General features: G+C 74.8%; 19 protein-coding genes. 11 read left to right on the top strand and 8 right to left on the bottom strand.

All coding sequences use genetic code 11. From position 1 onward, the window contains the following. Positions 1-176: 176 nt before the first annotated feature. From tatA to ACFWP2_RS23000, 3 genes are all read right to left on the bottom strand, one after another. A complete protein-coding gene (tatA, locus tag ACFWP2_RS23010) occupies positions 177-464 on the bottom strand; it encodes a Sec-independent protein translocase subunit TatA (RefSeq protein WP_380454279.1) in 288 nt (95 codons plus the stop codon). 221 nt (positions 465-685) lie between these two features. Then, positions 686-1,255, bottom strand: coding sequence for a methyltransferase family protein (locus ACFWP2_RS23005; protein ID WP_380454277.1), 570 nt, complete (start codon positions 1,253-1,255; stop codon positions 686-688). A gap of 238 nt (positions 1,256-1,493) precedes the next feature. Continuing rightward, a complete protein-coding gene (locus ACFWP2_RS23000; protein ID WP_380454275.1) occupies positions 1,494-3,044 on the bottom strand; it encodes an MFS transporter in 1,551 nt (516 codons plus the stop codon). A gap of 110 nt (positions 3,045-3,154) precedes the next feature. On the opposite strand from ACFWP2_RS23000, the gene ACFWP2_RS22995 reads away from it, so the two are divergent. Beyond that, positions 3,155-3,844 carry a TetR/AcrR family transcriptional regulator gene (locus ACFWP2_RS22995; protein WP_380454273.1) on the top strand — a complete coding sequence of 230 codons (690 nt, stop codon included), beginning with the start codon at positions 3,155-3,157 and terminating at the stop codon, positions 3,842-3,844. Here the strand turns inward: ACFWP2_RS22995 and ACFWP2_RS22990 are convergent. Next, positions 3,834-4,151 (bottom strand): cupin, encoded by a 318-nt coding sequence (locus tag ACFWP2_RS22990; RefSeq protein WP_380454271.1) that lies wholly within the window; start codon positions 4,149-4,151, stop codon positions 3,834-3,836. The genes ACFWP2_RS22995 and ACFWP2_RS22990 overlap by 11 nt on opposite strands. A gap of 171 nt (positions 4,152-4,322) precedes the next feature. On the opposite strand from ACFWP2_RS22990, the gene ACFWP2_RS22985 reads away from it, so the two are divergent. Beyond that, positions 4,323-4,589, top strand: coding sequence for a hypothetical protein (locus ACFWP2_RS22985; RefSeq protein WP_380454269.1), 267 nt, complete (start codon positions 4,323-4,325; stop codon positions 4,587-4,589). Positions 4,590-4,659: 70 nt separating this feature from the next. On the opposite strand, the gene ACFWP2_RS22980 is transcribed toward ACFWP2_RS22985, so the two are convergent. Beyond that, positions 4,660-5,817, bottom strand: a complete 1,158-nt coding sequence (locus ACFWP2_RS22980; RefSeq protein ID WP_380454267.1) for an acyl-CoA dehydrogenase family protein — start codon at positions 5,815-5,817, stop codon at positions 4,660-4,662. A gap of 272 nt (positions 5,818-6,089) precedes the next feature. On the opposite strand from ACFWP2_RS22980, the gene ACFWP2_RS22975 reads away from it, so the two are divergent. After that, positions 6,090-7,301 (top strand): TetR/AcrR family transcriptional regulator, encoded by a 1,212-nt coding sequence (locus ACFWP2_RS22975; RefSeq protein ID WP_380454265.1) that lies wholly within the window; start codon positions 6,090-6,092, stop codon positions 7,299-7,301. Here ACFWP2_RS22975 and ACFWP2_RS22970 read toward each other — a convergent pair whose 3' ends face one another. Next, a complete protein-coding gene (locus ACFWP2_RS22970; protein ID WP_380454263.1) occupies positions 7,302-7,643 on the bottom strand; it encodes a hypothetical protein in 342 nt (113 codons plus the stop codon). It lies immediately after the preceding gene. Positions 7,644-7,912: 269 nt separating this feature from the next. On the opposite strand from ACFWP2_RS22970, the gene ACFWP2_RS22965 reads away from it, so the two are divergent. The 6 genes from ACFWP2_RS22965 (at position 7,913) to ACFWP2_RS22940 (ending at position 17,904) form a co-directional block, all read left to right on the top strand. Continuing rightward, positions 7,913-9,817 carry an ATP-binding protein gene (locus tag ACFWP2_RS22965; RefSeq protein ID WP_380454261.1) on the top strand — a complete coding sequence of 635 codons (1,905 nt, stop codon included), beginning with the start codon at positions 7,913-7,915 and terminating at the stop codon, positions 9,815-9,817. Between the two features lie 61 nt (positions 9,818-9,878). Continuing rightward, complete coding sequence (locus tag ACFWP2_RS22960) at positions 9,879-12,284, top strand: hypothetical protein (RefSeq protein WP_380454259.1); 2,406 nt, start codon at positions 9,879-9,881, stop codon at positions 12,282-12,284. A gap of 233 nt (positions 12,285-12,517) precedes the next feature. Next, the gene (locus tag ACFWP2_RS22955) at positions 12,518-13,171 is read left to right on the top strand and encodes a DedA family protein (protein ID WP_380454257.1); all 654 of its coding nucleotides are present in this window, start codon (positions 12,518-12,520) and stop codon (positions 13,169-13,171) included. Positions 13,172-13,377: 206 nt separating this feature from the next. Continuing rightward, positions 13,378-15,105 carry a threonine/serine exporter ThrE family protein gene (locus tag ACFWP2_RS22950; RefSeq protein WP_380454255.1) on the top strand — a complete coding sequence of 576 codons (1,728 nt, stop codon included), beginning with the start codon at positions 13,378-13,380 and terminating at the stop codon, positions 15,103-15,105. Positions 15,106-15,193: 88 nt separating this feature from the next. Next, complete coding sequence (locus ACFWP2_RS22945) at positions 15,194-16,276, top strand: hypothetical protein (protein WP_380454253.1); 1,083 nt, start codon at positions 15,194-15,196, stop codon at positions 16,274-16,276. A gap of 356 nt (positions 16,277-16,632) precedes the next feature. Then, entirely contained in the window at positions 16,633-17,904 is a 1,272-nt protein-coding gene (locus tag ACFWP2_RS22940; protein ID WP_380454251.1) for a C40 family peptidase, read from the top strand. Here the strand turns inward: ACFWP2_RS22940 and ACFWP2_RS22935 are convergent. After that, complete coding sequence (locus tag ACFWP2_RS22935; protein ID WP_380454249.1) at positions 17,889-18,317, bottom strand: type II toxin-antitoxin system VapC family toxin; 429 nt, start codon at positions 18,315-18,317, stop codon at positions 17,889-17,891. The two genes, ACFWP2_RS22940 and ACFWP2_RS22935, sit on opposite strands and share 16 nt — an antisense overlap. A gap of 91 nt (positions 18,318-18,408) precedes the next feature. After that, positions 18,409-18,732, bottom strand: coding sequence for a hypothetical protein (locus ACFWP2_RS22930; RefSeq protein WP_380454247.1), 324 nt, complete (start codon positions 18,730-18,732; stop codon positions 18,409-18,411). A gap of 124 nt (positions 18,733-18,856) precedes the next feature. Here ACFWP2_RS22930 and ACFWP2_RS22925 point away from each other — a divergent pair, with 124 nt between their 5' ends. Both ACFWP2_RS22925 and ACFWP2_RS22920 read left to right on the top strand, forming a co-directional pair. Next, positions 18,857-19,390: a GNAT family N-acetyltransferase gene (locus tag ACFWP2_RS22925; protein ID WP_380454245.1), complete on the top strand. Its 534-nt coding sequence runs from the start codon at positions 18,857-18,859 to the stop codon at positions 19,388-19,390. Between the two features lie 41 nt (positions 19,391-19,431). Then, complete coding sequence (locus tag ACFWP2_RS22920; RefSeq protein ID WP_380454243.1) at positions 19,432-20,712, top strand: GNAT family N-acetyltransferase; 1,281 nt, start codon at positions 19,432-19,434, stop codon at positions 20,710-20,712. Positions 20,713-20,791 lie beyond the last annotated feature (79 nt).

Raw genomic sequence — 20,791 nt, 5'->3', positions numbered from 1 at the left:
TCCGTTCCTCCGGTGGGTGCATACCAGGAGACAACGGATCAGATCGGACGGCCAGTCGGGAGCGGCGGTGGCCGGGACGGCCCCGGACCAGGTCCGGGCCCGTCCCGGAACCGGCCCCGGAACGCGGAAAGCCCCTGGCGGTTCACCAGGGGCTTTCCGGAAGGCGGAGGGCCGGATCAGGCGGTCGTCTCGGGCCGCTTGGTCTCGGTGGCCTTGGTCACGTTGGTCGGCGTGACGGCCGGGCGGTCGGCGCTCTGCTGGGGAGCGGCGGTGCTCTGCGCGGTTCCGGCGGCGGCGTCCGCGGGGGTGTCGTCCTCGCGCATGGCCTTCGTCTCGGCCTTCAGGATGCGCATGGACTTGCCCAGGCCACGGGCCATCTCGGGCAGCTTCTTCGATCCGAACAGCAGGACTACGACCGCCAGCACCACGAGAATGTGCCAGGGCTCAAGACCGTTCCGCAGCATCCCTGGCCACCGGTCCCTTCTTGTCTAGAGTCATGGCGGGCGCTAGCGCCCGTGCTCGCCAGTATGCCTGGCCCTGACGGCGAACGGATACACCAGTCGGGAAACGCTGGCCAAAAACCAGGTGCCGTTCGCGCGGATCGCGAGCGCGGCGGCAGCGCGGCGCACCAGCCCGGCCGGACGCGGGTGCCGAAGCTCACACCCGCCGACCGGCGTCGGTGCGATCAGTAGACGAACGGCACCAGGCGCTTCGACCCCCGGCGGTACCGCGCGTACTCGCTCCCGAAGGCGTCCAGCAGCAGTCGCTCCTCGGCGGAGATCCGCCAGCCGTACGCGGCGAACAGCGGTGCCGCGACCACCAGGGCCGCCGCCCAACTGCCGGTGCCGACCGCGTAGCCGACCCAGACCAGCAGGCTGCCGGCGTAACCGGGGTGCCGGATCAGCCGGTACGGGCCGGTGCGGACCAGGCGCTGGGTGTCCACGGTGCGCAGGGTGCGGGTGTAGTAGCGGCCCAGGGTGCGCATGCCCCAGGCCCGCAGCGCGAGCCCGGCGGCCACCAGGGGCACCCCGAACCAGGCGGCCCGGGTGGGCAGTTCGCCGATCCCGGCGCGGTCGAACACCACCACGACCAGGGCCGACAGGAGGTAGCAGCCGAGCAGCAGCCGGGTCGACCCGCGGTCGCGGCGGTCGGCGTGCCAGGTGCCGGCGGAGGCGTCCTCACGCCGGCGCAGCAGCAGCTCGTAGGCGGCCCAGCAGAGGACGCCGAGGAGGGAGAGGAGGGCGGGAAGGGACATGCGGGGCTCCCGGAGGTCGGGTCCGAGGTGTGCTTCCACGGTCCTCCCGGCGGGCGGCCGGCACACGCACCCGGGGGTGGACCGGGCGCGGTCCACCCCCGGGTGGAGGCGTGGAGGCGCCCGGTACGGCGGAGAGCCCCCGCCCGGGGTGGGCGGGGGCTCTCGATGACTCGCGTGGATCGGGCCGGACGGGCCGGAGGGGTCAGACGGGCCGGAGGGGCCGGACGGGCCGGAGGGGTCAGACGGTGGCGGGCTCCGGGGTGGAGGTGGGGGCGGCGGCCGGGAGGTGGCGCATCAGGCGGTACGCCAGGACCGCGGCGCCCAGGGCGAAGACCAGGCCGACCACGGCCGCGACGTGCAGGCCGTCGGTGAAGGCGGTGCGGGCGGTCTCCAGCAGGTCGGCGCCGAGCCGGCCGGGCAGGTGGGCGGCGGCGCCGACCGCTCCGCCGAGGGTGTCCTGGGCACTGCGGGCGGCCTCGCCGTCGACGCCGGCCGGGAGGGCGCCGTCCAGCCGGTGGCGGTAGACCGCGGCGCCGGCCGCGCCGAGCAGGGCGATGCCGAGCGAGCTGCCGAGCTCGACGGCGGTCTCGGAGGTGGCGGAGGCGGCGCCGGCCTGCTCGACCGGGGCGGCGGAGACGACCATCTCGGCGGTCATCGTCATGGTGCCGACCGTTCCGGCGGCCAGCACGCCGGCCGCGGTGAGGACGAGCGCCAGCGGGGAGTGCGGGCCGACCGTGATCATCATCGCGAAGCCCGCCGAGCCGACCACGAAGCCGCCACCCATCAGCACCGCCGGACGGACCTTGCCCGCCAGCGCCGAGCTGATCCCGACCGCCGCGCCGACGCCCAGGCTCGGCACCAGCGACCAGAGCGAGGCGGTCAGCGGGCTCATGCCCTTGACCAGCTGGAGGTACTGCGAGGTGAAGAGGGAGAAGCCCATCATCGCGAACATCGCGATGCTGTTGACGCTGATCGCGCCGCTGAAGGTGCGGATCCGGAACAGGCTCAGGTCGAGCAGCGGGTTCGCGGCGGTGCGCTGGCGCCACACGAAGGCGCCGGCGAGCAGCAGTCCGGTGGGGACGGACAGCCCGGGCAGCAGGCTCCAGCCGTCGACGGCGAGCGTCTTGACGCCGTAGACCAGCGGCAGGATCGCGGCCAGCGAGAGCGCGGCGCCGAGCAGGTCGAAGCGGCCGGCGCGGCCGGTGGAGCGGTACTCGGGGAGCAGGGCGGGCGCGGTCAGCAGCACCAGGGCCATCACCGGGACGGCGAGCAGGAAGGCCGAGCCCCACCAGAAGTGCTCCAGCAGCAGGCCGCCGGCGACCGGGCCGAGGGTGGCCCCGGCGGTGAGGACGCCGCCCCAGGCGCCGAGCGCGATCTGCCGCTGCTTGGGGTCGTGGAACATGTTGCGGATCAGCGCGAGGGTCGAGGGCATCACGGTCGCCCCGGCGGCGCCGAGCACCGCCCGCGCCGCGATCAGCTGGTTCGCGTCGTGCGACCAGGCGGCCAGCAGCGAGGCGCCCGCGAAGCCGACGGCGCCGATCATCAGCAGTCGGCGGCGGCCGATCCGGTCGCCCAGCGCGCCCATCGTGACGAGCAGTCCGGCCAGCAGGAACGAGTACATGTCCATGATCCACAGCTGCTGGGTGCCGCTCGGCGCCAGCGTGCCGGAGATGTAGGGGACGGCGAAGAAGAGCACGCCCATGTCCATGGTGAGGACGAGGGTCGGGAGCAGGAGGACGGCCAGGCCGATCCATTCGCGACGGCCTGCGCGGCCGGTGGTTGCGGTCATGGGGAAGACGGTACGGATGACTCAGACACTTGTCTAGTACATATGTGCAAGACGAGCGAGTGAGACGATTGTGCGAGACATCCGTCCAGGACTTCCGTAGGATCGGGGGCATGGGAAACCGCGAAGACCTGATGGGCGGCGCCAAGCGCTGCCTGTACGAGAAGGGCTACGGGCGCACCACCGCCCGCGACATCGCGACCGCCTCCGGCGTCAGCCTGGCCGCGATCGGCTACCACTTCGGCTCGAAGGAGGCGCTGCTCAACGCGGCGATGATCGAGGCGATCGGGGAGATGGGGGAGGCCCTGGGCGCGGTGGTGATCGCCGCCAACCAGGTGTCGGACGACCCGGAGGTGCGCTTCGCGGCCGTCTGGGACGGCCTGCGGGACGTCTTCGTCGAGCACCGCGGGCTCTGGGCGGCCCAGTTCGAGGCGCTCGCCCAGGCGGGGCACGCCTCCGACCTCGCGGACGCCTTCGCGGCGGCGCAGAAGGAGGGCAGGCTCGGACTGGCCGCGGTCTTCCAGGGGCTGCCCGAGGTGCCGGACACCGAGGAGGAGATCGCCCGCGGATCCTTCTACCAGACCCTGCTGGCCGGCTACTGCGCCCAGTGGCTGGCCGCGCCCGAACTCGTGCCCGGCGGACAGGACTTCCTGCGCGGACTGCGGCTGGTCAGCGACAGCGTGTTCACCCCCGTGGAGCGCTCGCCGGAGCCGTCGCCGGAGTCCTCGTCGGAGCCCTCGCCGGAGTCCTCGCCGGAGTCCTCGTCGGGGCTCTCGCCGGAGTCCTCGCCCGCTACGCGGTGACGGCGGTCAGCAGCACCACCGAGTCGACGTGCGCCAGCAGCCCGTGCCGCTCCTGCGGGACGGGCTCCAGGTGGCCGGCCGGCAGTTCCAGCCGCCGGCCGGCGATGGTCAGCGAGACCCGGCCGCGCAGCACCTGGACGCTGCCCGCGGTGGGCGGGGTGTGCTCGTCCAGCGCGGTGCCCGCGGTCAGCGCGATCACGGTCTGCCGCAGGATCCCGTCGTGCAGGACCAGATGGGCGCTGCGCCCGTGCGGGCTCTCCGCCGCCCGGGCGGCGTGCTCCACGGCGAGCTGTTCGAGATCGGGCACCGCGCCTCCTCCTGGCTCCGGGCGCACTCCGTGTGCCCAGGGTCGCGGACGCCCGGGCGGCCCGCACCCGGAGGCGGCACGGGTGGGCGGTGGCCCGTACGTCGCCCCCGGATGCGGCACGCGCGGGGTGCCCGAGGTGCAGGCTCCGCCGACTGCCCGCATCGTGGAGGCATGGCGACCAACGACAGAGTCATTTCCGGGTTCCAGGTCAACCGCCCGCTGCTGACCGGCGGCGTGGCGCTCGCCGCGATCGGCACCGTGCTCAGCGCGACCGGGACCGTGATGGTGTGCGCCGCGCTGCTCGCGGCCGGGCGCAACTGGGTGCGCGGCCTGGACACCCCGCCGACCGCGCTCGCCCAGCGGGCCCTGCGCGAGGCGAAGGTGGCGTCCACGGCGGGCTGGGAGGCCTGGCGCACCGAGCACAGCTCACCCAACTGATCCCGCCCGGCAGCGGCACGGCGGGCCGCCGCGCACCCGCGGACGGCCCCGCCGTCGGACCCGAACGGCCCTACAGCCCCATCGACTTGGCGATGATGCCGCGCATGACCTCGCTGGTGCCGCCGTAGATCCGGAACACCCGGTTGTCGGTGTAGAGCCGGGCGATCGGGTACTCCAGGATGTAGCCGTAACCGCCGTGCAGCTGGAGGCACTTGTCGATCACGGTGGAGGCCGACTCGGTGCAGAACAGCTTCGTCGCGGCCGCGTCCGCGACGGTCAGCTCGCCGTTCTGGTACAGCTCCAGCGCCCGGTCCACCATCGACTGCTGCGCCACCACCTGGGCCTCGCAGTCGGCCAGGGTGAACTTGGTGTTCTGGAACTCGGCCACCGCCTTGCCGAACACCTTCCGGTCCTTGACGTACCCCACCGCGAACCGCACCGCCGCCGCGGCCGCCGCGTACGCGCCGACGGCGATCGCCAGTCGCTCCTGCACCAGGTTGTGGGTCAGGTAGGAGAAGGCCTTGCCCTCCTCGCCGAGCAGGTCCTCCACCGGCACCCTGACGTCGCTGAACGCCAGCTCGGCGGTGTCCGAGGTGCGCAGGCCGATCTTCTGGAGCTTGCGGCCGACGGTGTAGCCCGGTGAGGTGGTGTCCACGCACAGGATGGACAGGCCGGCCCGGCGGTTCTCCGGGTCGTGCGGCGCGGTGCGGCAGACCACCAGGACGAGGTCGGCCAGCACGCCGCCGGTGATGAAGGTCTTGGCGCCGTTCAGGACGTAGTGGGTGCCGTCCTCGGAGAGCCGCGCGGTGGTGGAGATGCCCGCGAGGTCGGAGCCGGCGCCCGGCTCGGTCATCGCGATCGCGGTCATGATGTCGCCGGACACGAAACCGGGGAGCCAGCGCCGCTTCTGCTCCTCGTTCGCGTACTCCAGCAGGTACGGCAGCACCAGGCCGGTGTGCACGCCGGAGGAGCCGAAGCTCACGCCCGCCCGGGCGGTCTCCTCGGCGATCACCGCCTGGTACTTGAAGCCGCTCTCGCCCGCGCCGCCGTACTCCTCCGGCACCTCGATGCCGTAGACGCCGAGCTCGCCGAGCTGCCGGTAGAAGTCGCGCGGCGGGTGGCCGTCGGCCTCCCAGCTCTCGTAGACCGGGACGACCTCGTTGGCGATGAAGTCCCGGATGGTCTCCCGGAAGGCCTCGTGGTCCTCGTTGAACACGGTGCGGCGCACGGCGGCGCTCCCTTCGACGGCGCCGGCCGGGGCTGTCCGGCCGGGGCGGAACCTGCCTGGTGATGGCCCCACAAGTTAATCCGGGGTAGCTTCGGCTGTCCAGAGTCGGCCGGGGGCGCCGAGGCGGTGGGGGCACGGTCGCCGAGGGTGTGAAGTGAATCCTTGCTAGCCTTCCGTCGATGCCGGTCGCAGTCCCGTTGCGGGTGCGGTTTGCGGTCCCGGCCGCGGGTCGGTGCCGGGCCGGTGCCCGGCCGAAGGGAGGGAGGCTCGCGATGGTGGTCCGACGGCCGCCCGGGCGGCGCGCCCAGATCCTGGCCGTGGCCGCCGACCGCTTCCACCGCAGCGGCTACCACCAGGTCTCGATGACCGAGGTCGCCGCCGGCGTCGGCATCACCGCGCCCGCGCTCTACCGGCACTTCCGCGGCAAGCCCGAACTGCTGGACCGCGCCGTACGGTTGGGCCTGGACGCGCTCGCCGAAGGCCTGCGCCCGGCCCGCACCACCGCCGACCTCGGCGCCGCGCTGGCCGCCGTCGCGGTCGGACACCGCCCGCTCGGCACCCTGGTGCAGCGCGACGCCCGGCTGCTGCCGCCGGCCCGCCGTGCGGCGCTGCGCCGTGAACTGCGCGCCGACGTGGCCCTGATGCGCGCGGTGCTGCGCGCGGAACGGCCGGAACTCGCCCCCGCGGACGCCGAGTTGCTCTGCTGGTCGGCGCTCTCGGCCTGCGCCGGGCTCTCCTACCAGTCGACGGCGCCACAGCCCCGACGGGCCGAGGCGCTGCTGCGTGAGCTGGTCGCGGCCGTCCTGGCGGTCGACCTGGACGGTACGGCCGTGGCGGGGGACGGCGCGGTGCCGGCACCGGACGCGCCCGGGGCCGCCTCCGTACCCGCGCCCGTGTCCGTGCCGGAGCCCAGGCCGCGGGCGCGCCGGGAGGAGCTGCTGGCGGCGGCCGTCCGGCTGTTCCACCAGCGCGGCTTCGACAACGTCAGCACCGACCAACTCGGCGCCGCCGTCGGGATATCCGGCCCCAGCGTCTACCGGCACTTCGACAGCAAGGCGGAGCTGCTGGCCGCCTCGCTGGTGCGCAGCCGCGAGCGGCTCTGGCACGAGGTGGACGGCGCGATCACGGCCGCCGCCGGGCCCCGGGCGGCACTGGAGGCCGGGCTGGGCGCGTACGTCGGCTTCGCGCTGCGCAACGGGGACTACCTGGGCGCCATGCTGAGCGAGACGGAGCGGCTGGCCCCGTCCGACCGCCGGGCCGCGGTGGACTTCCGGCGGGACTTCCTGCGCACCTGGATCGGCCTGCTGCGGCAGGTGCACCCCGGGCTCGATCCGGTGGCCGCCCGGATCCGGGTGCACGCGCTGTTCGCGCTGGTCAACGACGGGGTGCGGAACCGTCCGCACAGCGCCCGGCCGGACCTGCGGGACTGCCTGCTGCGGCTCGGCCGGGCGGTGCTGGGGACGGCCGGGGACGGGGCGCCCTAGCTAGCGGTCGCCCCGGGCGTTCCCGGTGTCGCGGGTGGCGCCGCCGCCGCGGGCGTTCCCGCTGTTGGCCTGGGAGGCGTCGGGGTTCCCGCCGTTGTTCTGGGTGCCGCTGACGCTCCCGGTGTTGCCCGTCACCGCGAGGGTGTTGTGCTGGTTTCCCACACCCGAACCGGTGGCCGTCTGCTGGGTGTCGACCACGTTTCCGTGGACGCTGCCGATGATGTTGCCGGAGCCGGCGTCGCTCACCGAGCCGGTGTCGTCGGCGTGCGCGGTGGCGGCGCCGACGCCGGCGAGGAGGAGCGCCCCGAGGGCGGTGACGGCGGCTGCGCGGATACGGGACACGCTGGTCTCCCTGGCGAGAAGTGCGAACGGTGGCGCCGTCCGGGGTGGCCGCTGCGGGGCGCCGTGGCCTGCGGGGGCGGGCGGCTCGCCGGACGTCGCCGGTTCAGCATTCACCAGTGGGGTGGACGAACTCCACCGAACGGGTGGCAATTCCCCCGGTGGTGGAGGGCCGGTCAATTCGGAGTTGACGGCATTCCGTCATTTCGCCAGGAGAGACCCAGGGAGAAAGAAATGGTCGCCCGATAGTCGCACTGGCACACTGGGGACCCATGTCTGATGGTGCCCCGCCCGAGCCCACCCCCGCCGAGGAGCTGCGCACGACCGAGGTCGATCTCGGCGGCCTGGTGAACGTCCTCGCCACCCACCTCTACTCCACCCCGCTGGTCGCCCTGCGCGAACTCGTCCAGAACGCGCACGACTCGCACACCCGCCGGCGCCTGGAGGACCCGGACGGCGACCACCGCCCGGTGATCCGGGTGCGCGCCGACGCCGCCCGGCGGACCGTCGCCATCGAGGACACCGGCGCCGGCCTCACCGAACCCGAGATCCACGCCTATCTGGCCACCGTCGGCACCGGCTACACCCGGATGCTGCGCGAACTGACCGGCAACCAGGAGCTGATCGGCGCCTTCGGCCTGGGCTTCCTCTCCGCCTTCTCGGTCGCCGACGAGGTCACCGTCACCACCACCTCGCACCGCGAACCGCACCTCGGCCACCGCTACCGCAGCCGCGGCGGCGAGCAGTACCAGGTCGAGCCGGTGCCCGCCCGGCCCCGCCCGGGCACGGTGGTCGAACTGACGCTCAAGGCCGAGCACGCCCACCTCGCCGACGAGGACGTCCTGCGCGACGTGCTCGCCCGCTACTGCGTGCTGCTGCCGATCCCGGTCCACCTCGGGGACGACGAGCAGCCGGTCAACTCCGTCGAGGTGCCGTGGCGCGGCCCCTCCGACGGCGACCGGTACGCGGCCCGGATGCGCTTCGCCGCCGCCTTCGGCCGCCGCTTCGAGCCGCTCACCGCCTTCCCGGTCGACCCGGTCGAGGGTGCCACCGACGCCGTCGGCCTGCTCTGGGTCCAGGACGGCGGCACCTACGGCAGCAGCGACAACCGCGACCTCGCCGTCTACCTGCGCGGCATGCTGCTCGCCGAGGACGCCCGCGACCTGCTGCCCCGCTGGGCCGGGTTCATCGGCGGCGTGGTCGAGTCCGACCGGCTCACCCCCACCGCCAGCCGGGAGGACCTCCAGCGCGACGAGCACTACCACGCGCTGCGGAAGGCCCTCGCCGACGCCATCGTGGACGGCCTGTACGAGACCGCCCGGCTGCGGCCCGCCGCGTGGCGCCGCATCCTCACCCGGCACGGCAGCGACCTGCTCGGCGCCGCGCTCTGCGACGAGCGGCTGTTCACCCTGCTCGCCGACGACGTCCCGGTGCCCACCTCGCAGGGCGACCTCACGGCCGGCGCGCTGCGGGCGGCGGGCGGCGGCGCGGTGCACGTCGCGCTCGGCAGCGGCGGCGGCTTCGAGGAGATGCTGTACCGGGCGATGCGGGTGCCGATCGCGCGCGGCGACCGCTACGCCGTCCTGCCGTTCCTGCGCCGCTACGCCCAGCTGCGCGGCTGCCGGGTGGTCGAGCTGGGCAGCGAGCAGGGCAACCGCGAACTGTTCCGCGACCCGGAGCGCCCGCTGCCCGAGCACGAGTCGGCCTGGCTGGCCGGCGCCCTCGCCGACCCGGGCGAGCAGCTCGTCCCGGCCCGCTTCGACCCGCCCGGCCTGCCGCTGGTGCTGGTGCCGGACCGCGAGGCGGAGCTGAAGGCCCGGATCGAGGACGACCAGGCGGATGCCCGGATACCGTCCGCCGCCCTGCGGCTGGCCCGCGCCTTCACCGCCCGCACCGACGGCGAGGTCCGGGCCCGGCTCTACCTCAACCTGTCCAGTCCGGCGGTCCAGGACCTGCTGGCCGCCTACCGCGGCGGGCACACCGGCAGCGCGACCGCGGCCGGGCTGCTCCGCTCGATCAAGGTGATCATGGCCGCGGCCTCGTCCGGCCCGTCCGAGGGCGACCTCACCGCCGCGCTGGCCGGCGTCGGCACCGCGGTCTCGGCCCTGACCGCCGCCGTCCCGGCCGGGCTGCCGGAGGTCCCGGACAGCCCGGGCGCCCTCTCGGAGGAGCCGTGACGGACGGATTGTCAGTGGGGTGCGGTAGACAACTCATCAGCACGACGCAGGGGGAACAGGCATGACCACCGACATCTGGGCCTGGGTGCGCGACACCCACCGGCAGCTGGCCGAGGCCGGCCACCACCGGCTGGCCGACGCCATCGTCGAGCTGCCCGAGCACGCCACCGAGGGGCGCAACGAGCAGCTGGACGCGCTCTACCCGGAGGCGGTGGCCGCCGCCCGGGCGCTCGGCCTGCCCTGGGTCGAGGTCTACCTGCGGCACTGGCGGATGCAGAACCTGCTGAACAAGCGCCAGCAGGGCGAGGCGGTGCTGCCCGAGGCGGTCGACCTGCTGGACTTCGCGCACCGCGAGGAGACGGCCGGCTGCCCGCAGTCCGTCTGCGTGGTGCAGGACTTCGCGATCTGCCACGCCCGGGTCGACGGGCCGGGGTACGTGGCCGAACGGCTCGCCGTGGTCGGCGAGACGCTGGAGCGGATCGAGCCCGACCGGGCCTGCTACGACTGCCTCTCCCGCGAGTACTCCGACGCCCTGGAGGACGACGGCCGGGCATCCGAGGCGCTGGACCACCTGGACTCCGCGGCCAACCGGATGCGGGCGGCCGGCCAGCCGGTCTCGCTCCGCTTCCACCAGGCCCGGGCCGGCACCCTGCACCTGCTGGGCCGGCACGAGGAGGTGCTGGAGCTGCTGGAGACGGCCGAGCGGGCCGAGCAGGCGCAGGGGCGCCGGCTGGACGAGCGCGACCAGCGCTGGGGCGCCCTGCTGCGGTCCCGCGCGCTCGCCTCGCTCGGCCGCACCGAGGAGGCGCTCGCCCTGCTGCCCGAGCGGGCCGAGGCCGAACGGCACGCCGACCTGCGCCCCGCCTGGACGCAGACAGTCGAACTGCTGGTCGCGGCCGGCGCCCGGGAGAACGACGCCGAACTGGGCGCCGTGCTGGCCGGCTGGGTCGGGTACCTGGACACCGTCGGCGCGCACCGCCCGTGCGTGGACCTGCTACTGGCGGCGGGTCGGCTCGCGCTCGCCCGCGGCGCTCGTACGGTGGCGCTCACCCTCGCCGCGACGGGAGAGCGCAAGCTCACCCGGTTGCGTCGCACCGACGGCGTGTCGGAGCAGGTCGCGGCCCTGCGCGCGGCCGCCGAGGCACTGCCGGAGCCCGAGCTGCCCGTCCCGCCGGGCGAGCTGACGGCGCACCTGGCCGAGGTCGGGGTGCCCTACGAGACCGGTGCCGACCTGCTCTCCGTCGCCCTGGACCGGTACCGGGGTGAGCAGGCCGGCGCCACCGAACTGGCGGTGCTCCTGGCCACGGTGCTGGGCGGCCTCGGCCACGCCCGCGCCGCGGCCGACCTGCTCTGGCGGCACCTGGAGGACGACCCGGCGGACCGCGAGCTGACCGGCGCGCTCGGCGAGCTGCTGATCGAGGCCCGGGACGCCGAGGGCATCCGCCGCCTCGCCGACCGGGTGGCCGTCTCCGCCCCGGCCGACGGGCACTGGATACGCGCCCGCTGGGCCGCCGCCGAGGGCCGCTGGGACGAGGCGCTGGAGCAGTGCCGGGCGATCCTGGCGCTGGACGACGAGGTGCTCAACACCCGCCGTCTCGCCGCCCGCGCCGCCACCGAACTGGGCGACCACGCCACCGCGCAGCGCATGTACCAGGAGCTGCTGGAGCGCGCGGCACCGGCCGGGGACGCGTCCGTGTCGGGGGACACGGACGGGGACGAGGACGAGCGCGAGGACGGGGACGAGGAGGACGGCCACCGGACGGTCCAGGAGCCGGACCTCTGGCACCTGATCACCGCGGCCACCGCCAACCGGGACTGGGCCGTGGTCCGCTCCACCGGCGCGCTGCTCGACATCGAGTTCGACGAGCCCGAGGGCCCGGTGGACGAGGAGTGGCAGCTGGTCACCATCCGGGCCACCCGCACCAACGGCGCGACCTCCGACCTGCCCGCCCTGCGGACCGGCCCGGCCACCGCCCGCATCCTGCCGGTGCTCGGGGACGACCTGACGCTCAACCACGGCGACGTGGTGGTCTTCGCCCCGGCCCTGCTGGAGCGCCCGCCGGCCGAGGACGCCCCCGAGGAGGAGCGGCAGCGCTGGCGCCCGGCGTTCGAGCTGCTCACCCTGCTCGACCCGGCCGGGTACACCACGTACTGGATCGACGGCGGCTGGCCCGGCGACGAGCCGTGGTCGGCCCTGCGCGAGGACCTGCACGAGGCCGGGTACGCGGTCTGGGTGTACAGCGGGGACCAGTACCGGATCACCGACCCGGCGGACGGCGGCGACACCCTGCCCGGTGTCTACGCGGCCCTCGGCGTCCCGCCGACCGCCTCGGCCGCCGAGGCCGACGCCCTGCTGCTGCGGCTCACCGACGGCTGGGCGCACCCGCTCGCCTGGGCGGAGCTGGCCAAGGCGGCCGGCGCGGACCTCACCCGGCACGAGGAGATCGTCGAGCGCTACGGGCTCTGACCGCCCTCCACCGCGCGGCCCCGGCGGGTCGGCCCCTCCGGGCCCCGCCGGGGCCGCGCGCGTTCGGGGCCGCGCCGGGGCCGCGTGCGCCGCGGGACCGTCCGCCTGCGGTGCGCGGCTCCCGGGCGGGCCCGCGAGCGCCCCGGGCCGGGAACCAATCCGCCCCGAACCGAGTCTTTGTCAATGCTTTACTGTTGCATTGCCAAGACTCGACCTCCCGGAGTGCCCGCACCGTGACCAGCCTCGCCCTCGGCCCGTCCTGGCTCGATCCGACCACCCTGATCTCCACCTTCGGCCTGATCGGCATCCTGGCCATCGTCTTCGCCGAGTCCGGTCTGCTGATCGGCTTCTTCCTGCCGGGTGACTCGCTGCTGTTCACCACCGGCCTGCTGGTGGCCGGCGGCACCTACCTGCACCAGCCGCTCTGGCTGGTCTGCGCGCTGATCGTGGTCGCCGCGGTGGCCGGGGACCAGGTCGGCTACCTCTTCGGCCGCAAGGTCGGCCCGAGCCTCTTCCGCCGTCCCGACTCCCGGATCTTCAAGCAGGAGAACGTCGAGAAGGCCGCCGCCTTCTTCGACCGGCACGGGCCCAAGGCGATCGTGCTGGCGCGCTTCGTGCCGATCGTGCGCACCTTCACCCCGATCGTCGCCGGGGTGAGCAGGATGAACTACCGCGGCTTCGTGCTGTTCAACCTGGTCGGTGGCGTGCTGTGGGGCGGGGGAGTCACCGTGCTCGGCTACTTCCTGGGGCAGATCCCGTTCGTCCGGGACAACATCGAGGCCATCCTGGTCGGCATCGTGCTGGTCTCGGTGATCCCGGTGGCGATCGAGCTGCTGCGGGCGCGCCGCTCCGGCACGGCGGCCGCCACCCGCCACCGCGCCGGGTAGGCGTCCGCCGCTCCGGCCACGTGACGCCGCGTACATGTGCGTCCGGCTGTTCGATCAGGCAAGGTGTAACCCGAGATCGAGCGGTGGCCGGCGGCCACCAGGGGCGGCAAGGAGCGGAAGTGCCTAAGCGGGGCCGACCGGGTGCGGGCAAGCGGGCGAGGGGAGGCCGGGCGGTCCGACAGGCGCGGCAGACACCCCCGACGCCGGTGCACCCCTCCGACGCGCCGCCCACCGAGGGCCTGCTCGGCCACCCCGCCCCGCCGGCCGAGCCCACCACGGTCGTCCCGCTCGTCCCGCCCGTCCCGGAGACCAGGGGCCTGCTGGCCCCCGAGCCCGAGCCGGCGGCCCGCGCCGCGACCGGAGCGGGCGCGACCGGACGGGCCGAGGCCGAGCGCCCGGTCCGTCGCCGTTCGGTCGCCGAGGACACCCTCACCCCCGAGGAGTGGCGCGCGGCCGGCTACACCCCGCCCACCGGCATCCCGGTCCCGGACCTCACCGCCGGCGCCCCCGGCGAGGTGCCCTGGCCGGACCGGATGCGCACCCTGCTGCGCACCCCGATGTCCGAGCGGCCCGCCTTCGAGCGCACCGCCCGCGAGATGCACCCCTCCGCGGCCGTCACCCGCAACGTCCCGCGCATCCTCGACCTGACGCTGCGCATCGGCGAGCTGCTGCTGGCCAGCGGCGAGGCCGCCGAGGACGTCGAGGCGGCGATGCTCGGCATCGCGCACGCCTACCGGCTGGACCGCTGCGAGCCGCAGGTCACCTTCACCCTGATCGGCATCTCGTACCAGCCCTCGCTGGTCGAGCCGCCGGTCACCGCCGACCGCGTGGTGCGCCGCCGCACCTCCGACTACACCCGCCTCGACGCGGTGTACGCGCTGGTCGCGGACATCACCGCGGAGAACGTGACGGTCAACGACGCCTACCGCCGGCTCGCGGTGATCCGCCGCAACCGGCACCCGTACCCGGCCTGGTTCCTCGCCCTGACCACCGGCCTGCTGGCCGGCGCGGCGACCTTCCTGGTCGGCGGGCGGCTGGACGACAAGGCCTGGCTGGTGTTCGCGAGCGCCTTCGTCGCGGCCGTCCTCGGCGACCGGCTGGCCTCCGCGCTGGCCCGGCGCCGGCTGCCGGAGTTCTACCAGTTCGTGGCGGCCGCGATGCCGGCCGCGGCCTCCGGCATCATCCTCTCGTTCAACGACTGGGGCCTGCGCGGCTCGGTCGTGATCACCGGTGGCCTGTTCGCCCTGCTGCCCGGGCGCGCCCTGGTCGCCGCCGTGCAGGACGGCCTGACCGGCTTCTACATCACCGCCGCGGCCCGCCTGCTGGAAGTGATCTACCTGGTCGCGGGCATCGTGATCGGGGTGATGGTGATCCTCTACCTGGGGGTCGGCTTCGAGGCGAACCTGCGCCCGGACGAGAGCCTGGTGGGCGTCAGCTACCCGCCGGTCCAGATGGTCGCCGCGATGCTGCTGACCCTGGCCTTCGCGACGCTGCTCCAGACCGACCGCCGTACGCTGGCCCTGGTCACCGTCAACAGCGGCATCGGCTGGGCCAGCTACGGTGCGCTGGTGTACAACGCGGGCGTCAACCCGATCGCGGCGACCGGCGTGGCGGCCGGACTGGTCGGCCTCTTCGGCCAGCTGATGGCGCGCTACCGCAACGGCTCGGCGCTGCCGTACGTGACCGCCGCGATCGGTCCGCTGATGCCCGGTTCGGCGCTCTACCTCGGCATGCTCGCCTTCGCCCAGGGGCACTCCAGCGCCGGCCTGGTGTCGGTCTTCCGGGCGGCGGCGATCGCGATGGCGCTGGCGGTCGGGGTGAACCTGGGCGGGGAGATCGCCCGGCTGTTCCTGAAGCTGCCGGTCGGCGCCGAGCGCCCGTCGCTCTACCCGGCCGTGCCGCGCCGGGCGGCCAAGCGCACCAGAGGGTTCTGACCGGACGTCGGCCGGTGTCGGGGGCGATGTGGGCCCCGGGCCACGTCACGGCAGGCAGGACGCAGGACCAGGAACGAAGGTAAGGCCCATGACGACACTGCTGGACGGCTACCGCGAGCACATCGTCGCCACGCACAAACAACCGCTGTTCCTGCTGCTGGTCGGATTCATCACCTCCTTCGTCTGCATCCGCTTCAGCGTCCGGATGATCCGTGCCAAGGTGCGCTGGTGGCCGGGCAACGTGACGCCGGGCGGCCTGCACATCCACCACATGGTGTTCGGCCTGGGCTTCCTGCTGGTCGGCGGCATCGGGGTGTTCGCCACCTACGGCGGGCACCCGTGGATCGACCTGTTCGGCCTGCTCTTCGGCATCGGCTGCGGCCTGGTGCTGGACGAGTTCGCGCTGATCCTGCACCTGGACGACGTGTACTGGAGCGAACAGGGCCGCAAGTCGGTGGACGCGGTGATCTTCGGCATCCTGTTCACCTCCCTGCTGCTGGTCGGGTACGTGCCGCTCGGCGTGGTGCCCGGCGAGGAGACCAGGTGGGGCCTGATCACGATCATCTCGGTGAACTCGCTGGCCTCGGTGGTCACCCTGATCAAGGGCAAGATGTGGACCGGCCTGCTCGGGATCATGATTCCCGGCCTGTCCTGGATCGGGGCGATCCGGCTGGCCCGCCCGAGCAGCCCGTGGGCCCGCTGGCGGTACGCCACGCGCCCCCGCCGCAGGGCGCGTGCGCTGCGGCGCGAGCGCCTGCTGCACCGGCGCGGGGACCGGGCCCGCACCTGGCTCTTCGACCTGATCGCCGGGGCCCCCGACAAGGTGCCCGCCAACCACCCGGCCGCGCACCGGGTGGCCGAGCGGATGGCCGCCCGGGCCACCGCCCACCTCGACGCGCACGCCGCCCGGGCGCTGGCCCGCCGTCAGGCCCGGCTGGCCGACCGCCGCTCGGCGGCCGCCGCCGGGGCGGCCGGGAGGACCGGCGGCGCGGCGGATCCGGCGCCCGGGGCGGCCGGGGCCGGACCGGACCGCTCCCGCCTGGCGCGGCAGCGGCGCCGTACCGTCCGGGCCGGGCGCAGCCGGGCCGTCGCCGTCGGTCCGACCGGGGTGGAGCGCCGGCCCGAACGGCACCACCGGCTGCGGACGCACACCCGTCGGATCGGCCGGTAGCCCGCCCTCCCGGTGCCGGTGGTCCGGCTTCCGGGCCGGTGGTCCGCCTTCTCGGCGCCCGTCGACCGCCTTCCCGGCCGGTGGTCCGCCTTTCCGGCCGGCGGACCGCTCCTCCGGCCGGCCCGGCGGCGAAGGCCCGGAGCCGAGACTTGGTCGGATCATCCGATGGTCACCCGACCGGCAGAGCACAATCCGGGTGTGAAGGCCGCCGGAATTGAGAACATGAGCGTCATGTGACCGTTCTGTCACGTGATGGGATGATTCATCGGATCCCCGCCGACCCCGGGCCGCCGTCCGCCCGTACGCCGCGCGCCGTCCGACGCCGTCCCCTCCGGACCCGTCAGAAGGGATGTCGCGTGGTGCGCAGGATCCTGCCGACCCTCCTGTTGTCCCTCACCGCCCTGCTCGGGCTGCTCCCCGCCGCCCAGGCCTCCCCGGCAGATCCGGAACCGACGGCCGGCCGGACCGTGGGCGAGGACCCGTACCCGACCACCGAGGAGATCGACCAGGCCCGGGCCGAGGCCGAGGCCAAGGCCGCCGCGACCGCCGCCCTGGAGGCCGCGCTCACCGCCGCCCGGGCCGAGCTGGACCGCGCCGGGCGCGTCGCCGAACAGGCCGTCGAGGCCTACAACGGCGCCCAGCTCGCCCTCACCCGGGCCCGCGCCGAGGAGGCCGCCGCCGCGCGGCGCGCCGCCGTCGCAGAGACCGAGCGGGCGGCCGCCGCCGAGGACGCGGCCCGGCTCGCGGCCGAGACCTACCGGCAGGGCGCGGGCGCCGAACTGTCCGCCCTCGACGCCCTGCTCGGCGCCCACGGCGCGCGCGAGGCGGGCGACCGCGCCGCCGCGGTCGCCCAGGCCAGCGAACGCACCCGGCAGATCCTGGACGCCGCCACCTCCACCGCGGCCGCCGCCCGCAGCGCCTCCGCCGCCGCCCGGGCCGCCACCGAGGCCGCCGGGAGGGCCGCCGCCGAGGTCGGCGCGGCCAGGGCCAGGGCGGAACAGCGGCTGGCCGCCCAGCAGGACCAGGTGGCCGCCACCGGGCGGCGCCGCGAGGAACTGCTCGCCGAGCTCGCCGCCGCCCGGAACACCACCGTCGAGCTGGAGCGCCGGCGCCGCGAGGCCCTGGAGGAGATCGCCGCCCGCGAGGCCGAGGCCGCCGCCCGCGCCGCCGCCGAACAGGCCGCCCGGGAAGCGGAGGCCGCGGCAGCGGCGGCCGCCGCCACCAGGGCCCACCCCGCGCCGCCCCCCGCCCGCCCGTGGTCCGCCGAGGGCGCGGCCGCCGCCGTCGCCTTCGCCAAGTCCAAGATCGGCCTGCCCTACGTGTGGGGCGGCGAGGGCCCGGGCGGCTACGACTGCTCGGGGCTGACGATGATGGCCTGGCGCGAGGGCGGCCGGCGGCTCAACCACTTCGCCGCCGACCAGTACGCCCAGAGCACCCCGATCGGCTACCGCCAGCTGCGCCCCGGCGACCTGGTCTTCTGGACGGACACCGGGCGCGCCGCGGACATCTTCCACGTCGGGCTCTACATCGGCGACGACCAGATGATCGAGGCCCCGCGGGCGGGCATGCCGGTCAAGCAGGCCAGCCTCTGGATCATGGGAACCCCGGACTTCTACGCCAGGCCCTGACCCCCGGGCCGACGGCCGCCGGTCAGCACCTCGACGGGGGCGACCGGCACCACCCCCTCGGCGGCGGCCGCGAGGACCGGGTCGAGCGTGACCAGGGCGTCCCCCTGGAGCCGGGTCAGCGCGAGGTACTCGGCACCGAGGGTGTCCGGCAGGCCGAGCCGCTCGGCGATCCGCCAGGCGGTGGCCTGGAGGACGCGGTCGCCGAGCAGCCGGATCCGCAGCGTCCGCACCCGGTCGAGCGCCCGCGCGGCCTCCCGCTCCGTCAGCTCGCCGCGGCGGGCCGCCCCGTAGAGCAGCGACAGCACCTGCGAGCGCAGCGGCGTCGGGGCCAGCAGGCTGTGCCCGGCGGGGGCCGCGGCCCCGTCCCGGACCAGCAGGAGGGCCACCTCCGGAGTGATCACGTACCTGGCCACGGGCGGCCGCCTCCTCGGAACGCGGGGAACGCCGACCAGTCAACTCCCGGGAGCGTCCCGCGCGGTGGACGCCACGCAGGCCCTGGCCGGGCTACCGACCGGTCACGGCGGCCAGCGCCTTGCGGCCGTCGAGCAGCCGCACGACGGTCCAGCCCCAGAGTGCGGCGAGCGGGAGCGACACGAGGAAGACGGCGACCGCGCCGCCGATCCGGCCGATCATCTCGGAGTCGCAGGCCTCCGCCATGTGGAAGCCGGTCGGCTCGTAGAAGGCCGGGGAGCCGCACAGCCCGTTGCCCGGGGCGAAGACCAGCCAGAGCGCCCAGAGCCAGCCGGCGACGGTCAGCCCGCCGACCACCTTCGCCACCAGCGCCCGGCTCTCGTACTCCTTCAGCCGGCGGACGTACTCGTCGTCCATGGTTCCCCCCGAAGCGGACCGTTTGTACCTGAACCGGCACGAGGATGCCAGGTCGGGCGGCCCGGGCGCCAATGTCAGTGGCCCGCGCTAGCGTGACCGCGCGGACCGGTACCGAGGAGGCGTCATGCGACTGCGGAACGTTCGGGCGGAGGACGTCGAGGCGTACGTCCGGATGCGTTGTGACCCGGCGATGATGGCCGAACTGGGCGGCCCGCTGCCCCGGGAGCGGGTGGAGCGGCGGCTGCGCACCGACCTGGCCCTGGTGGCCGGGGACACGGCCTGGATCAGGATGATCGTGCCGGACGGCGCGGATGGCGGCGCGGAGGACGGCGAGGCGGCGGGCGTCGTCACGCTCTGGTCGGACGAGGAGGACGGCGAGACCGTCTCCGAGATCGGCTGGATGGTGCTGCCCGAGTACCAGGGCCGCGGCCTCGCCAAGACGGCCGTCCGCCGGGTGCTGGACGCCGCCGCCGAGGACGGCCGCTGGGGCGAGGTGCACGCCAACCCGGGGACCACCAACGGACCGTCCAACGGGATCTGCCGGGCGCTCGGCTTCCGGCTGCTCGGCGAGCGGGACCTGGACTTCTCGGACCGCATCCTGCGCACCAACCACTGGGTGGTGGTGCCGGGCGAGCACCTCGGATCGGGCACGGAATAAATCGGATGCCGCCTCCCGGAGGGCCGCCGTACGGTGACCCCATGGGCAACAGCATCGATCACACGGCCGTCGACAGCGTGAGCGGGCTCCAGGTCCGGGCCGTCTCGGTGGACGAGGTGGCGGAGTGGAACCGGGCGCTCAACTTCGGCTTCCTGCGCCCCCACGTGGCCGTCGCGGAGGACCTGCGCCGCCGGCAGTGGGAGCCGGGCCGGATGCTGGCCGGCTTCGACGGCGATCGCCAGATCGCCACCTTCCGCAGCTTCGACACCGAACTGACCGTCCCCGGCGGGTCCGTCGTCCGGGCCGACGCCGTCACCAACGTCACGGTGAGCTCCACCCACCGCCGCCGCGGCCTGCTCAGCGCGATGATGCGCCGGGACCTCGCGGCCGCGGCCGAGCGCGGCTGCGCGGTCGCCGTGCTGATGGCCGCCGAGTACAACATCTACGGCCGGTTCGGCTTCGGTCCGGCTACCCACGGCAGCGGCTGGAAGATCGATCTGCGCCGCACCCGCGGTCTGCGCGACGGCCTGCCGGGCGTCCCCGGCGGCCGGATCGACTTCGTGACCATGGCGGAGCTGCGCGCACTGGGAGCGGACCTGTACGAGCGCTGGCGGCGCACCCAGCCGGGCGCGATCGAGCGCGACGCGCTGTGGTGGGAGCGCACCAGCGGCGAAGTCCGCACGCCCGCCGACGACTTCAAGGAGCCGTTCGCCGCCGTCCACCGGGACGCCGCCGGCACGGTCACCGGCCTGGTGCTCTACCGGATCGACCCCAAGTGGGACGGCGCCTACCCCGACGGCACGCTTTCCGTGGACGAGTTCATCGCCCTCGACCTGCCCACCGCCGTCGAACTCTGGCGCCTGGTGCTGTCGGTGGACTGGATGGCCCGGGTCGAGGTGCGCAACCTCGGCCCGGACGACCCGCTGCCGCTGCTGCTCCAGGACCCGCGCGCGGCCACCCCGCACGAGGACAACGGAGACCTCGTCTGGGTGCGGGTGCTGGACGTCGAGGCCGCGTTCGGCGCCCGGAGCTACGGTGCCCCCGGCCGGGTGGTGCTGGAGGTCGACGACAAGCTGGGCTACGCCTCCGGCCGTTGGGCGCTGGAGGCCGCCGGGGACGGCACCGGCCGCTGCACCCGCACCACCGACCCGGCCGACCTCGCGCTCGGCGCCTCGGAGTTGGGCTCGCTCCACCTGGGCGCCGAGACGGCGTCGAGGCTGGCCGGGGCCGCCCTGCTCACCGAACTGCGCCCGGGCGCGGCGGCCGCCGCCGACCTGCTGCTGCGCACCCCGGTGCGGGCCTGGACGCCGACCGAGTTCTGAGCGCGCTCCCACGACGGAGGCTGGCCCGTTCGCGGGCCGGCCTCCGCCGTCGTGATCGCCATCGCGGGTGTCGCGGGCG

This window comes from Kitasatospora sp. NPDC058444, from assembly GCF_042721415.1.
Lineage (GTDB): Bacteria > Actinomycetota > Actinomycetes > Streptomycetales > Streptomycetaceae > Kitasatospora.
The sequence above is the reverse complement of the archived record's forward strand: the minus strand, read 5'-3'. Positions and strand labels throughout refer to the sequence as shown.

Bases quoted from the DNA above. Each gene is read 5' to 3' on its own strand.
- tatA (WP_380454279.1), bottom strand. From the start codon at position 464: ATGCTGCGGAACGGTCTTGAGCCCTGGCACATTCTCGTGGTGCTGGCG.
- ACFWP2_RS23005 (WP_380454277.1), bottom strand. From the start codon at position 1,255: ATGTCCCTTCCCGCCCTCCTCTCCCTCCTCGGCGTCCTCTGCTGGGCC.
- ACFWP2_RS23000 (WP_380454275.1), bottom strand. From the start codon at position 3,044: ATGACCGCAACCACCGGCCGCGCAGGCCGTCGCGAATGGATCGGCCTG.
- ACFWP2_RS22995 (WP_380454273.1), top strand. From the start codon at position 3,155: ATGGGAAACCGCGAAGACCTGATGGGCGGCGCCAAGCGCTGCCTGTAC.
- ACFWP2_RS22985 (WP_380454269.1), top strand. From the start codon at position 4,323: ATGGCGACCAACGACAGAGTCATTTCCGGGTTCCAGGTCAACCGCCCG.
- ACFWP2_RS22975 (WP_380454265.1), top strand. From the start codon at position 6,090: ATGGTGGTCCGACGGCCGCCCGGGCGGCGCGCCCAGATCCTGGCCGTG.
- ACFWP2_RS22965 (WP_380454261.1), top strand. From the start codon at position 7,913: ATGTCTGATGGTGCCCCGCCCGAGCCCACCCCCGCCGAGGAGCTGCGC.
- ACFWP2_RS22960 (WP_380454259.1), top strand. From the start codon at position 9,879: ATGACCACCGACATCTGGGCCTGGGTGCGCGACACCCACCGGCAGCTG.
- ACFWP2_RS22945 (WP_380454253.1), top strand. From the start codon at position 15,194: ATGACGACACTGCTGGACGGCTACCGCGAGCACATCGTCGCCACGCAC.
- ACFWP2_RS22930 (WP_380454247.1), bottom strand. From the start codon at position 18,732: ATGGACGACGAGTACGTCCGCCGGCTGAAGGAGTACGAGAGCCGGGCG.
- ACFWP2_RS22925 (WP_380454245.1), top strand. From the start codon at position 18,857: ATGCGACTGCGGAACGTTCGGGCGGAGGACGTCGAGGCGTACGTCCGG.
- ACFWP2_RS22920 (WP_380454243.1), top strand. From the start codon at position 19,432: ATGGGCAACAGCATCGATCACACGGCCGTCGACAGCGTGAGCGGGCTC.